The organism is Legionella adelaidensis (assembly GCF_900637865.1).
In the GTDB taxonomy this organism is placed as follows: Bacteria; Pseudomonadota; Gammaproteobacteria; order Legionellales; family Legionellaceae; genus Legionella_A; species Legionella_A adelaidensis.
Map to the genome: position 1 here is coordinate 62,252 of NZ_LR134422.1, position 13,907 is coordinate 76,158.

Consider the following 13,907-nt stretch of genomic DNA (forward strand, 5'->3'; position numbering starts at 1 on the left):
TAATCCATAACAAAAAATTCAGGGTGATTTACTATATTTAAGGTCTACTTGCGTGCGTGTGCTCAACGGTCATATCAAAACGGCCCGTTAGAAATGCCATCATTCCATCGTGAGGATCATCGCGCAACGCTGCAAATCTTTCTTTAGTAAGTACTTCATTGGTATCTTTATGGACGAATCGATTTGTTTTTTTACCTGTTGTGTCGGCTTCTGGTTTAAAGCCCATCTGGTTGAGCCAGGCCACAATTCCTGCTACAAATGTTTCTTTGTCTTTAACATCTAACGCTTTGCCATCAGAAGTTTGTAGACTTCTATCTAAAGCATGTAAATCAAGCTTATTGTCGTCAGTAAACTCCATGGTCCCTTTTAAGCTGGGTATCGGAACATCTTCTGGAACTTTACCAAACTTGTCTGTAATCCGGTCTTTAATGTCATATCCCACTTTTAATAATAAGCCTTTTACGGGCTGGACGACCAAGTCAACCAGGCCACCTAACACGGCCTCAGGGCCAATTTGTACAAATTTTAGCTGCAACACTACGACAGAGCTCATGGCAGAAACCCAGGTATCATAACCGCGTTGACCTTCTTGAATAATTTGCTCAGCCGCGTCGTAATAGGCTTTTTCTCTCTCCGCCACTTTATTTAATTCTTCCTGTCTTTTGGCTTGCGCTTCTTTTGCTCTCAGCTGCCGCGATTTATCGCGCATCTCTTTGTAGGTTTGTTCTCGTATGTGATCTCGAATTTGGGTGTCTTTATCCACAGGCATTTTCAATCCCCTTTAATAAGGTCAAAATAAAAACCATTTGCTTTATCATAACACAATACATGGGGGTTGTCATCCCAATCACTTAGTATAAATTGCTTATAGGTGCCGTTATTATGCAGCCTTAATCCGGGTTGATGGGTATGTCCATGAATAATTGTTTTGGCATTAAATTGATCCATATGTTTAATCATGCAATCTGGAACAATAGCTAATTTTTCATAGGATTTGGAACGATTTATTTGGCTACGGGTACGCACTGTTTGCACCATTTTTTTTCGTATAAAAAAAGGGATAGCTAGAAATACAGTATAAAATATACGATTACGCGTCAGGCACCGTAACCATTGGTGGCTTTTATCATTAATACAATACCTGTCACCATGGGAAAGAAGAACAGAAGCATCACCTAGTTGCATCACATAAGGATCTTTAATTCGTTGCACTTTAGCTTCTGTAAAGAATTTTTTGCCCAATAGAAAATCCCGATTTCCGGCCATTAAGTATATTGGCATCGTTTCACTTAGAGATGCCAATGACTGCGTAATGCTTTGGCTCCAACTATTTAGTGCCTCATCACCAGGCCACACATGTAAAAAGTCCCCGAGAATATAAAGAGACCGAGTATTTTCTTTCGCCCATTGGATAAAGGTATTGAAACGTTGTGTAATCAACACATCGTCAGGGCTTAAATGCAAGTCAGAAATAAAAACTGCTTCAATCATAAGCGTTCTATTTGTATGCGATCATCTTGAATATAAACTTGGCACGGACCATTTATTTTCTCTATTGCATCACTTAAACGGTAAAATCCTGCAATGGAAACTAATTCGGCATCTAATGACTGGCAAAAAATTCGCGCTTGTTTATCTCCGGCAATGCCGGCTAATGCACGGCCTCTTAGTACGCCATAAACATGAATATTTCCATCTGCCAACAATTCAGCCCCGGGGCTGACAGAAGCATTGATGATTAAATCTGTTTTACTCACTACCTGTTGTCCGGAGCGGACCGGTGTATTGAGTAACTTTGATTTAAGAATGGTACTATTATTTATTTTCGGTTCTGTTCTTTTCTCGATTATCTTTTTGTCTTGGGCAGCTGAAGCTTTAAGAATGGCAAGGCCAAAGTGATGGGCCAATTTTTCTAATTTTGCATTGGCTCCTTGCAACCCCACAGGAATTAACCCTTGATTACGAATAATCTTGCAGAGTAAGCCTAAGTCAAATTCATCATTTTTTATTGCAGAACAATCCAAAACAACTGGGGTATTCGCAAACAACTTGGGCGCCTGTGTTACAATTTCCTCTAATTGTTGTGCAAATGAAAAACTATCTGCATTTAACAGGGAAATTACAGTCAGCGTGTAAAGTCGACCTTTCAGTTTAAAAGCTTGTGTTTTCAATACATTCTCTGTCATAACTGCAATATGAACCGATATAGTTTTTGAATTTCCTTGGGTATATACTAGCACGCTCCCAATAATAACAGAAGGTTTATAAAGCGTGGATAAACTGTGGTTGCAACAATATCAGCAAGGTGTTCCCCATGAAATCAATATCAATGAATACCCTTCTCTTGTTGCTATGTTTATTGAAACTTGCGATCGTTTTAAAGACAAGGAAGCATACGTTAATATGGGGTGTGCCCTTTCTTTTCAAGAGATAGAAGAATTAACGCGCGATCTCGGTGCTTATTTTCAAAGCCTGGGTTTAGAGAAAGGAGCAAGGATTGCCGTAATGATGCCAAACCTGTTGCAATACCCTATTGCTATCTTTGCCATTCTAAGAGCAGGTTATGTGGTCGTGAATACCAATCCACTTTATACTAGTGACGAAGTAGCTTATCAATTAAAAGATGCAGGAGCTGAAGCTATTATTATTTTAGCGAATTTCGCTAAAACTTTAGAAAATGCGCTTTCCAGGCTCCCGCAATTAAAACATATTCTTATAACTCAAATTGGCGATTTTTTTCCTTCCCTCAAGCGCCACATTGTCAATTTTGCTGTAACTCATATAAAGAAAATGGTTCCAGACTATCACCTCCCCCAAGCGATTAGCCTACGTTCTGCCATATCCAAAGGGAATGCCCTACCATTTGCACCTGTTGAGCTAAATCATAATGATATTGCTTTTTTGCAATACACGGGGGGTACTACCGGCGTTTCTAAAGGTGCGATGCTTAGCCACGGCAATATGGTCGCGAATGTTTTGCAAGCCACTGCCTGGATTAAACCGGAAGGTTTAGGGGCTCAAGATATAATTGTTACCGCGCTACCGCTTTATCATGTCTTTTCTTTAACTGCTAATTGCCTCACATTTTTTAAAGCAGGAGCAAAAAATATCCTTATTACCAACCCGCGTGATATACCCAACTTTATAAAAGAAATTAAAGATTTAGGCTTCACAGCAATTACGGGTGTTAATACACTTTTTAATGCGCTTTTAAATCACTCCCATTTTAAGGAAATAGATTTTTCCAAATTAAAATTAGCACTAGCGGGCGGCATGGCGCTACAGCAAAGTGTTTCGCAACGCTGGAGAGAAAAAACGGGGTCAAAAGTACTGGAAGCCTATGGACTAACTGAAACCAGTCCAGCAGTTACGATTAATCCTCTTTGTTTAGAAGACTATAATGGAAGCATAGGCCTACCTATCCCCTCTACAGAAATTTCGATTAGAGACGACGAAGGCAACGAAGTGCCTCTAGGGGAAAAAGGGGAACTTTGTGTGAGAGGTCCACAGGTAATGCTCGGTTATTGGAAAAAACCCGAGGAAACCGAAAAAGTTTTTTGGCCTGACAGGTTTTTAAGAACCGGGGATATCGCCACTGTGGATAAACAAGGCTATGTATTCTTGGTCGATCGTAAAAAAGATATGATTTTGGTTTCTGGTTTTAATGTCTACCCAAATGAAGTAGAACAAGTCATCAGTATGCACCCAGGCGTTATGGAGGTGGGAGTTATAGGGGTTGAAAGCGAAGAATTTGGAGAAAAAGTAAAAGCTTGCATAGTAAAAAAAGATGAGAAACTCACTAAAGAAGAAATAGTTGCCCATTGTCGTCAACATCTGACAGCTTATAAGGTACCAAAGATTGTTGAGTTCTATAATGACCTTCCTAAAACCAATGTAGGAAAAATTTTACGCAGGGCTTTAAAGTAAAAGTCGAAGATAGATGGCCCAAAGGCCATCTATCCATACAAGTCAGCAAGGTAGAGCCTGGCTGAGAGCTTTTTCGTAAAAATAATGTAAAATTTCTAAAAAATAAAAATTAATAACCCAACTACTTGCATAATCCCTTGCTTTGCAGATTTAATGGGTTTTTATGAAAAAAGACAAAATAGTACCTAATTCCATATCAATTACAGAAGCTGAACCTGCCATCTCTTCAGCTACTATCACTTTACAACTCCTTGCCAAAGAAAAAGAAAAAAATAAAGAAGCTGAAAAAAAAGAGGTTGACGAGGAAAAAGCAAGAGTACGTTGCAAGGTTTGTTTTAGAGAGGTAGCACCTAAACGTCTTTGTTCAGGACACGGCAGTGGTGGTGGTGGCGGTAGTGCCGTTTCCGATAAAACTTCTGATAAAAAATTTGCCGAAGCCCAGTCGCTTTCTCAACCACACAAATTTGTGGAGGCCGAGGATGAGATGCTAGAGCAATATAGTCCAGAAGCTTTGTATTTAGAGTCTGGTTTTGATCCAGAGATAATTGCCGAGCTGATTGCCAAAGGATTATTGTTAGTTGATTGTGACCGCGAATCAAAGACTATTACCATTAAATTACTTTGTGAACTAAAAGTATTAACTAAAGAGCAAAAAGAAGAACTAAAAAAGTTCCTAGAGGCGGTTATAAAAGAATTTCATACCTTTCAAAAAGAAAATAATCTGGCGAATGATTGCATAAAAACAATACAAGACAGAGAAGGGAACACCCACTCTCTTCGTATCACTCTGCCTACATTAATTTTGTTCGATGCATTCATCCAACGGCTGGCGACTAATTTAGTTCCAATACCAAGTTTGAAAGCACAGTCAAGAGATGAGGTTACGAAAGATAGAAGCCATTCTCCAAATCCTTTTTCGATGGAGCCTCAACTAGCCCCTCAACCGGCTGAACAAACAGCAAATAAAAAAGACGAGCAAAGTATTTTTAACCCATCTCCTTTTAATATAAAACCTTGGTAAAGAGCCAAGGGCTTAGAGGTGGATGAGGTCAAAACAAATTCTGGGTCAACTGCTTCATAATGCGAGCAGTTGCCCCCCATACAAAGTAGTTACCAGGGATATAACGACAGCTTTCAAAACTCCTTCCATTTTTTTCTAAAAAAATGGAACAATAGTTATCCATCTTCTTTACTTCCTGCATAGGTAAAAGAATTACTTCATCTACTTCGTTTTTATTCATCGCATACGGTTTTATGTTTGCTATGGAGGCCAGCCAAGGATAGATAATTACGTTATTTAAAGTTATTTCCGGTTGTAAATGATCAATTAATTGCACTCGTGTACTATCAATCGCCAACTCCTCTTTTAATTCTCTTAGTGCGGTAAACCATAAGCTAGAGTCTTGCGCTTCCCATCGACCTCCCGGAAAACAAATTTCCCCCGGATGATGATTTAAGTGCGCACTGCGCTTGGTAAGCACAATGGAGTCAGTTTCTTGATCGTGTAAGACAATAACAGCAGATTGCGTAGACATAAATATTAATCATTAAGAAACGCTGCAATTTTAGTATAGCATTCTTCGTATTCTTGCTCCCATTCCGAGTCTATAACAATTCCCCCTCCCGCAGCTAAATACATTTTACTCTCATGAGCGATGATAGTTCTTATCGCTATATTAAAATCAAAACGGGGATGGTTTGAAAAGTATCCTATTGCCCCACAATAAACCCCTCGACTATATTCTTCCATCTCGGCAATAACCTCCATCGCTTCTTTTTTTGGGGCGCCGGTGATAGATCCTCCTGGAAAACAATTTAAAAATACTTCCCAGGGAGAAACATTTTTCTCACATTTTGCTTCGATATGACTTACCAGATGGTGAACAGAATTATAACTTTGTAATTGTAATAATTGGCCAACATTGACTGAACCGGGGATAGCAAATTTACCTAAATCATTACGTAGTAAATCAACGATCATTATATTTTCTGCTTTATTTTTTGTTGATTGTTCTAAAGCTTGAGCCAACTGATGGTCTTGGTCTCGGTTTTGGGAGCGCGGGGAAGAGCCTTTTATGGGCGAAGTTAAAACGTCACCATGATCATATAGTAAAAATCTTTCTGGGGAAAAACTGAGTATATGGTATGGATGGCACTGCAAAAAGCTTCCATAAGGCACTCGATTAATACTAATTATTCTTTGATAATAATCCCAAAGGCTCCCTTCATATTCCGCAAGAAAGGGCTGCGTAAAATTAACCTGATACACCCGCCCTCTTTGGAGATAGTTTGCAATCTTATTAATTTTTTGCTGATACATTTTTTTACTAATGATAGCAGTGAATTTTTCTTTGAATAATCCTTTCGTTTTTTCAAAAACCGGTTGATTCCATAAGGCGATAGCTTGGCCTATTAAATCTTTTGTCTCTTTGTTTTGATTGGCATTAACTACTAACACTTCCTTTAACTGATGATCCACAATGATGCCCCAATCGTAATACTTCATATCAAGCAGAGGCATTTTTTCCAAGAGCGGATGTGGCTTTTTATAAATTCCAGCGCACGCAGCGCCAAAATCATAACTGACATACCCAATTGCCCCGCCTTGAAAGGGAATATTAAAATGAGAAGTTTGGTTAGCCAGCGTTTGTTGTATTTTTTCAAAAGCGGCACCGGAGTGGGTAATATTCTGATCTACTTTCAATTCATCATAAGGAAAAGCACTCAGAATATCATAACGCCCTAACTCTTTATTCCCGCTTTGAAGCAATACAAAGCCTGGTAAAGAATGAAGTGCACTATAATGCGCTAATAAATTACGCGGGTAAGGTAATTTTTGAATAGAAAGATTCAAAGTTTATGCAAAATTATAAAAGATAAATTATAACGTAGATTGGCTCTAAAGGGTCAATAATCCTTTGCGAAAACATTTATTGGACCTACCGGCGCGAGCCTGTATGAAATATCCTAAAAATTTTGTTGCTAACGATTGTAAAGCATAGGAATATGGTATGACTTTTTTCATGGAGAAATCGTTGTGACCCAAATTGTTGCTCGATTCGAGATACCTTTTGTACAAATTCTCGATTGTCATGGTGAACTTTGTAACCCTCTTCCCGCTTTTGCCAATGATGGCAATACTCTTATAAAGTTATATAAAACTATGGTTCTTACTCGTCTATTTGATAAAAAGGCCATTGCATTGCAGCGAACCGGCAAAATGGGTACTTATGCCCCTATTAATGGACAAGAGGCCATTTCCACAGCAATTGGCAACGCCTTGCGCAAAGAAGATGTACTTATCCCCTATTACCGAGATTATGCGGCGCAATTTCAACGCGGCGTAAAAATGTCCGAAATCCTTGCCTATTGGGGAGGCGATGAACGCGGTAGTCAATTTGAATGCGATTCCGAAGATTTACCTATTTGCGTTCCAATTGCCTCACAATGCTTACATGCCGCAGGAGTAGCTTTTGCCTTTAAGTACCGGAAACAAAAAAGAGTGGCCATTGTCTCTATAGGAGAAGGTGGAACCTCGGAAGGGGATTTTTATGAGGCCATGAATGTAGCCGGCGTTTGGAATTTACCCGTTGTTTTTGTAGTAAATAATAATAAATGGGCTATATCCGTCCCAATTCAAAAACAAACGCATACCAAGACCATTGCTCAAAAAGCAATAGCCGCTGGATTTAACGGTATTCAAGTAGATGGAAATGACATTTTAGGCATGCGTCAAGTTGTCGGGGAGGCGTTAGAAAAAGCAAGAGCAGGGGAAGGTCCTACGCTCATTGAAGCAATTACCTATCGCCTCTGTGATCATACTACCGCTGATGATGCAACACGCTATCAACCCAAAGATGAAGTGGAAAGTGCGCAACCGAATGAACCGATTTCACGATTCAAAACATACCTTGAGAAACAAAACCTTTGGGACAGCAGTAAAGAAGAGGATTTATTAAATACTTGCAATCAGGAAGTACAACAAGCTGCTGAGGAATATTTAAAGCGCGAAGGTCAGGCGATTACCAGTATTTTTGATTACCATTATGCAGAGCTGCCTGATTATTTAGTGGAGCAACGCGCCACCGCAATAGAGGAGACTATACGTGCCTGACATTACTTTAGTTGAAGCAGTAACCCAAGCACTCGCCTATGAATTACAACATGATGAGAATGTCGTTGTATTTGGAGAAGACGTGGGTAAAAACGGCGGAGTTTTCAGAGCAACCGCAGGTTTGCAAGATCGCTTTGGTGAGCATCGTGTTTTCGATTCCCCTTTAGCCGAATCCATGATTGCTGGTTTGGCAGTGGGAATGTCTGTACAAGGGATTAAACCTGTAGCAGAATTTCAATTTATGGGTTTTATTTACCCTGCCATGAATCAAATTGTTTCTCATGCAGCTCGTATGCGCAATAGAACACGTGGCAGGCTGCACTGTCCCATTGTTTTTCGCGCACCTTTTGGAGGTGGAATCAGGGCCCCCGAGCACCATTCCGAGAGCACTGAAGCTTTATTTGCCCATATACCCGGTCTACAAGTAGTGATTCCGTCTTCTCCTAAAAGAGCGTATGGATTGCTTTTAGCAGCTATCCGCAATCCTGACCCTGTCATTTTTTTAGAACCCAAAAGGATATACAGATTGGTAAAACAAGCAGTTGCTGATGATGGGGAAGCATTACCCTTAGGTAAATGTTTTACTTTACAAGAGGGTGAAGATGTTACTTTAGTGAGTTGGGGAGCCAGCATCCATGAAACGATGCAAGCAGCTAAACAATTAACCGAAGAAGGTATTTCTTGTGAAGTCATAGACGTAGCAACTATTAAACCTTTAGATATTGAAACCATTATTACTTCTGTAGAAAAAACTGGTCGTTGTGTGATTATTCATGAAGCGGCTAAGACTTGCGGCGTAGGGGCAGAAATATCAGCGCAAATTATGGAAAATTGTTTCGATATCTTAACGGCTCCCGTACAAAGGGTAAGCGGCTATGATACGGTCATGCCTTATTTTCAACTAGAAAAATATTACATCCCTAGTGTAGCGCGCATTAAGGATACTGTTTTAAGTATAATGGAGTGATCATGAATATTTTTAATTTACCCGATTTAGGCGAAGGTTTGCCAGATGCCGAAATTCATGAATGGTATGTAAAAGAAGGCGATACCGTTAAAGCAGATCAGCCCTTAGTATCTATGGAAACCGCTAAAGCAGTTGTAGATGTCCCCTGTCCACAAGATGGGACCATTGTTAAATTCTATGGTAAACCAGGAGATGTTATTAAAACAGGTGAGCCATTGGTGGCTTTTTCCGCAGAAGGAAATGTAACAAAAGACAAAGGGACAGTAGTTGGTAATTTGGAAGAAAGCACAGAAATTAGTGAAGACAACTTCATTATCGGCTCCGCTCTCTCTACTGGTCGAATAAAAACAACTCCTGCCGTACGCATGCTTGCCAAGAAACTTAATATTAATTTAGCTACTGTACAAGGCTCTGGAGACCATGGAGTTATTACCAAAGAGGATGTAGAGCGCGCAGCCGGCCAAAAAAATAAACTAGGAGAAGGCTTTGAGCCGCTTCGTGGTGTTAGGAGAGCGATGCTTCAAAGTATGGTTCAATCACATCAAGAAGTAGTACCTGTTAGTATTTTTGATGAAGTGAATATTAACGCCTGGAAGCCACAAACTGATATTACAGTCAGGTTAATACACGCAATTGTTGCTGCCAGTGAAAAAGAACCCGCATTAAATGCGTGGTTTGATACAGCAAACAGTGCCAGAAAATGTTTTTCCGAGGTTCATTTAGGCTTGGCAATGGATAATGAAGAAGGGTTATTTGTTCCGGTGATTCACAATGCTGGCAGCTACTCTGATAAAGAATTACGAAATATTATCAATACATTCAAAGAACAAGTCGCCGAAAGGACAGTTCCCGCAGAGAAATTAAAAGGCGCCACTATCACGCTTTCTAACTTTGGCAAATTTGCAGGTCGATTTGCTAGCCCTATTATAGTACCACCCATGGTTGCTATTCTTGCTGTAGGTAGACTATATGAAGGTGCAGTAACCATACATGGCAAAATAGAATCACAACGGTTATTACCATTATCTTTAAGTTTTGATCACCGAGCCGTAACAGGTGGTGAAGCCACACGCTTTTTGGGAGTGGTTATTAAAGAATTGGAAAAATCCAATTAAATGCAAGTTGGGCCTGCCGGCCCAATACGATTAAGCAATGTAGCCCTGATGAAGCGTTAACGTAATCAAGGTTTCATTCTTCAAAATTAATTGGATCATCTGGCTCCTTGATTACGCTTCGCGCAAGCAAAGGTTACTTGGGATGTGGCTCTCACAGCCAACCGCCCTCTAACCATCACTCAACTCAACCATATGTTCTCTTTGCATCAACTTTGCGTCAATTCCATTAAGAACAGAAGCTAAGCGACAGCCTGCGAGACTTATACGCTCTTCGCTTATGTTTTTTACAGTTTGTTGATATTGAGAGGAGGGGATTTCACCTACCCCTAATTGATAGGCTACCTCTTTGGCAAGTCTATGCGATTCATCCCCCCAAAGTTTTGCCGACTTTGACTCTTGATTTAACTTTGCGCAAGGCCATTTGCGTTCAATTTCCGCTACAAACGTTTCAAATTGGTGATTGGAATAGTGCTGACTTAATAACCCTCCTCCTTTGTCCCAATAAGAATGGAGGTTATCCGCTACTGGGTTTTCTCCTAAGTGAAATAAATTCCCACCTAAATCTCCTTTCGGATGCTCTTTACTGACTAACGTTGCACTATGAAGTGGCTGATGTATATCGCCCACGACATGAAGAAGAATACGTAAAGCTAAACCTTTGTCCTGGGCATTTGCTCTGTTGCTCAAAAGGGTATGTTTGGCTTCATTAATTCCCCAAATTGCATTGATATAAGGTACAGACGGCAGCGGAGTCTCATCATAAGCAAACGCTAAATCGCAATAATGAATGGTATTAAACCAATTACTATCGTGAAAACGTAAATCATCAAGCCAGGTTGCCGCATTTACTAAAGATTGGTATTTCTGATCAGTATCTAATGCTTGATTAAATGAAGCAAACGTATGTTTAGCATGAGGTGTTAAATGATGCATTGCAATTTGAACAATGGCTCTATGTCCTAAAGCATTCCATGAAAAAATTTGAAAAGTAATTAAGAAAAGAACCACTGTTAACGCTACTTCGAAAAAAGTTTTTGTCTTCAATTTTATTCACCGTAGCAAAAATAGCATCAGCGCATATCACCCCAAATAAGGTGACCATGCAGGTTCCTGCACATCTCCATCCTTAGAAGGTAAACGCATCTTAATACGTCCATCAATAGAGACAATAGCTAACACCCCTTTGTCATTTTCGTGGGTAGCATACAAAATAAGTTTACCATTTGGGGAAAGGCTGGGAGATTCGTCCATAGAGGAGAAAGTTAAAGTGGTAATATGCCCGGAGTCTAAATTTTGTACTCCAATATTAAAATTTCTGTCTTCTCTGTGTAGCATAACTACTTGTTTTTGATTGGGAGTAAAAGAGGCCCGCGCATTATAGTTACCTTCATAGGTGACTCTGGAAACAGAACCATCTGCCAGAGTTAGACGATAAACTTGTGGCCTACCGCCCCTTCCTGAGGTAAATAAAATATATTTACCGTCTGGAGAGTATCGTGGTTCTGTATCGATAGCATCGCCAAATGTTAGTTGTTTCATAGAACCATCTGCCAGGCTTACGCTATAAATTTTTGGCGCACCTCCTTTAGATAGTACTACGGCGAGTTCTTTTCCATTAGGAGACCAGGAAGGCGCGCCATTAATTCCGGGGAAATTAGTTAATAAACGCCGCTTTCCCGTTTCTACGGAAACCGTAAAAATTTGTGCACGTTTCTTCTCGAATGAAACATATGCGATTTGGCGTCCATCAGGTGACCAAGTAGGCGACATGATGGGTTCTGAAGAGACTAAAAGGCTTTGCGGATTATAACCATCCACGTCAGCTATCTCTAATGAGTACCGCGTTTTTTCCCCATTTCTTTGCACAACAATATAGGCAATACGCGTAGAAAAGATTCCCTTTTCGCCAGTTAACTTCTCATAAACTTCATCGCTAATATGATGGGCTAAATCCCTTAATTCATTTGTGGAAATCTGATAGCTTTTGGTTAATAGAGGTCGTTGTGCGGCCGCATCCATCAATTGATAGCTCACATCCAACTGATTTCCTCCTAAAGAATTTACTTTCCCGGATAATACGCTATCAGCCCCCGCTTGTTTCCACATGCCAATAGGCATCGATTCGCCCCCTTGCGGTGCAACAAGTCTAAACTGGCCTGAAAATCGCAAATCATTTTCAACAATCGATTTAATAGCTTGTGAAGGCTCCCCTCCGCCAAAAGAATTTATCCCTATAGGAAGAGCAGCATTAATACCTTGAGTCAGCTCTAAGTCGAGCGCATTAGCCGCGCTACAAAAAAAGAAAAATAAAAGTACGAATAAACGATTTATCACAATATTACCCCCTCGCATTTTCTGGCCGTACCGTTAAGCTAATGTCCCGAAACACATCAAACATTTCTGGATCTTTAGGTACGGGCAAAGGCGATGCCTTATATATTGCAGCTTGGGCAGACCTATCTAATATAGGATCTCCGCTACTGCGGGTTAAATTTACTTCCAACACCGCTCCATTTGGAGCTAAGCGAATACGAAATTGGCTTGATACGCCACTATTAATATTCTCGGGTAAAATCCATTGTCTGCTGATGGCGCTGATAATAAGCGCTTTATATTTATCTACTTCCCCCGCAATTCTAGCGTTCCTTTCATTATCAATGGCTGCTTGCTGTAAAGCAGCTTGACGTTTTTTCTCCAATTCAGCTTGTTCGCGCGCAAGCTGAGCCGCTTTTTCTTTTTCCAATTTTTCTTTTTCTAATTTCTCTTTCTCAGCTTTGGCTAGCTCTTCCGCTTTCTTTTTCTTTAGTACTTCTAATTTTTCCGCTTCTTCTTTCTGCTGCTTTGCCAACTGCTCTTGTTTCTGTTTCATTTCAGCAAGGCGTTTCTCCTCTTCCTTTTTCTGCTTGGTAATTTGTTCCAACCTTGCCTTTTCTTCTGCTAACTCTTTTTCACGCGCCAAAGCAAGTTTTGCCGCTTCTTCTTTAAGTTTTTTAACTCTGTTTTGTTCTTCCAAACGTTGTTTTCGGGCATTCTCTGCTTGTTGTTTTAAAGCCTGTTGTCTTTTTTGTTCTGCGTGTTGTTTTTCTATTTGTTCTTGTTTTAAACGATTAACCGTTTCCATAATTTCGGTATTATCGACTGCGACCGCTTTAATGGGTTCTTCTTGGGGTTCAACATCCAAAGGCAATGCCTGGCTAGACTCTTTTTCGGCGGTTTGCATAACTAAGGGTTGCTGACTGCTGGGGTCGATTAGCAATAAAATGGCAATAGCTATATGAAAAGCAAATGCTATTCCGAAAGCAGTCCGATAACTACGATCCTGCATCATCCCACATCTCCTGTGTCTTCACTGGAGTCAGTAATTAGTCCCACCGTTTCAGCGCCAGCTTGTTTTAAAAGACTCATGGCAGTAACCACTTTCCCATAATTAACACCTTGGTCGCCTTTCACTAATACGTTGAGTTTTTGATGGTTTTCTTTGGATAACTCAAGTTCGGCAGCGACACGAACCATTAAAGCTTTCGGGGCCATTGGAGTATTCGGTGCATCACTGATATTTAAAAAGTACTCGCCTTGTTGATTAACCGATACAATAATAGGTTCCCTATCTGTTTCTTTAATGGTTTCACTAGCGGCTTTTGGTAAATCAACGGTTACTCCCTGCGTCAGCATAGGTGCCGTGATCATAAAAATTACTAGTAGTACTAACATAACGTCAATGTAAGGCACTACATTAATCTCAGCGACGGGCCTTTCCCGAACATTTTTCTTTTTTAACATATAA

Annotated in this window: 14 protein-coding genes; 5 read left to right on the forward strand and 9 right to left on the reverse strand. The window is 40.2% G+C overall.

What is annotated here, in order from left to right:
- Positions 1–37: 37 nt before the first annotated feature.
- Genes EL206_RS04900 through minC form a run of 3 tightly spaced genes read right to left on the reverse strand, consistent with a single transcriptional unit; the run spans position 38 to position 2,186 of the window.
- Positions 38–769: a hypothetical protein gene (locus EL206_RS04900; RefSeq protein ID WP_058462709.1), complete on the reverse strand. Its 732-nt coding sequence runs from the start codon at positions 767–769 to the stop codon at positions 38–40.
- Positions 770–771: 2 nt separating this feature from the next.
- The gene (locus EL206_RS04905; protein WP_058462708.1) at positions 772–1,491 is read right to left on the reverse strand and encodes a UDP-2,3-diacylglucosamine diphosphatase; all 720 of its coding nucleotides are present in this window, start codon (positions 1,489–1,491) and stop codon (positions 772–774) included.
- Complete coding sequence (minC, locus tag EL206_RS04910) at positions 1,488–2,186, reverse strand: septum site-determining protein MinC (protein WP_058462707.1); 699 nt, start codon at positions 2,184–2,186, stop codon at positions 1,488–1,490. Before minC ends, EL206_RS04905 begins: the two co-directional genes overlap by 4 nt.
- Before the next feature lie 85 nt (positions 2,187–2,271).
- Between minC and EL206_RS04915 the strand changes: the two genes are divergently transcribed.
- Together EL206_RS04915 and EL206_RS04920 are read left to right on the forward strand one after the other, a co-directional pair.
- On the forward strand, positions 2,272–3,927 hold the full coding sequence (locus tag EL206_RS04915) for an AMP-binding protein (RefSeq protein WP_058462706.1): 1,656 nt from the start codon (positions 2,272–2,274) through the stop codon (positions 3,925–3,927).
- Positions 3,928–4,090: 163 nt separating this feature from the next.
- A complete protein-coding gene (locus tag EL206_RS04920; RefSeq protein ID WP_058462705.1) occupies positions 4,091–4,948 on the forward strand; it encodes a hypothetical protein in 858 nt (285 codons plus the stop codon).
- Positions 4,949–4,976: 28 nt separating this feature from the next.
- Here EL206_RS04920 and EL206_RS04925 read toward each other — a convergent pair whose 3' ends face one another.
- Together EL206_RS04925 and pabB are read right to left on the reverse strand one after the other, a co-directional pair.
- Positions 4,977–5,462, reverse strand: a complete 486-nt coding sequence (locus tag EL206_RS04925; protein WP_058462704.1) for an NUDIX hydrolase — start codon at positions 5,460–5,462, stop codon at positions 4,977–4,979.
- A gap of 5 nt (positions 5,463–5,467) precedes the next feature.
- Complete coding sequence (pabB, locus tag EL206_RS04930) at positions 5,468–6,781, reverse strand: aminodeoxychorismate synthase component I (protein ID WP_058462703.1); 1,314 nt, start codon at positions 6,779–6,781, stop codon at positions 5,468–5,470.
- 183 nt (positions 6,782–6,964) lie between these two features.
- On the opposite strand from pabB, the gene pdhA reads away from it, so the two are divergent.
- The 3 genes from pdhA to EL206_RS04945 are packed head-to-tail and all read left to right on the forward strand — an operon-like array spanning position 6,965 to position 10,123.
- Positions 6,965–8,041: a pyruvate dehydrogenase (acetyl-transferring) E1 component subunit alpha gene (gene pdhA, locus EL206_RS04935; RefSeq protein WP_232048522.1), complete on the forward strand. Its 1,077-nt coding sequence runs from the start codon at positions 6,965–6,967 to the stop codon at positions 8,039–8,041.
- Positions 8,034–9,008, forward strand: coding sequence for an alpha-ketoacid dehydrogenase subunit beta (locus tag EL206_RS04940; protein ID WP_058462702.1), 975 nt, complete (start codon positions 8,034–8,036; stop codon positions 9,006–9,008). The genes pdhA and EL206_RS04940 overlap by 8 nt, the downstream gene beginning before the upstream one ends.
- A gap of 2 nt (positions 9,009–9,010) precedes the next feature.
- Positions 9,011–10,123: a dihydrolipoamide acetyltransferase family protein gene (locus tag EL206_RS04945; protein WP_058462701.1), complete on the forward strand. Its 1,113-nt coding sequence runs from the start codon at positions 9,011–9,013 to the stop codon at positions 10,121–10,123.
- Between the two features lie 168 nt (positions 10,124–10,291).
- On the opposite strand, the gene EL206_RS04950 is transcribed toward EL206_RS04945, so the two are convergent.
- Genes EL206_RS04950 through tolR form a run of 4 tightly spaced genes read right to left on the reverse strand, consistent with a single transcriptional unit; the run spans position 10,292 to position 13,903 of the window.
- Positions 10,292–11,167, reverse strand: a complete 876-nt coding sequence (locus tag EL206_RS04950) for a S1/P1 nuclease (RefSeq protein ID WP_058462700.1) — start codon at positions 11,165–11,167, stop codon at positions 10,292–10,294.
- Positions 11,168–11,203: 36 nt separating this feature from the next.
- Positions 11,204–12,457, reverse strand: coding sequence for a Tol-Pal system beta propeller repeat protein TolB (gene tolB, locus EL206_RS04955; protein ID WP_058462724.1), 1,254 nt, complete (start codon positions 12,455–12,457; stop codon positions 11,204–11,206).
- Between the two features lie 4 nt (positions 12,458–12,461).
- Entirely contained in the window at positions 12,462–13,451 is a 990-nt protein-coding gene (gene tolA, locus EL206_RS04960) for a cell envelope integrity protein TolA (RefSeq protein WP_058462699.1), read from the reverse strand.
- Positions 13,448–13,903 (reverse strand): protein TolR, encoded by a 456-nt coding sequence (gene tolR / locus EL206_RS04965; protein ID WP_058462698.1) that lies wholly within the window; start codon positions 13,901–13,903, stop codon positions 13,448–13,450. The genes tolA and tolR overlap by 4 nt, the downstream gene beginning before the upstream one ends.
- Positions 13,904–13,907: the final 4 nt, after the last annotated feature.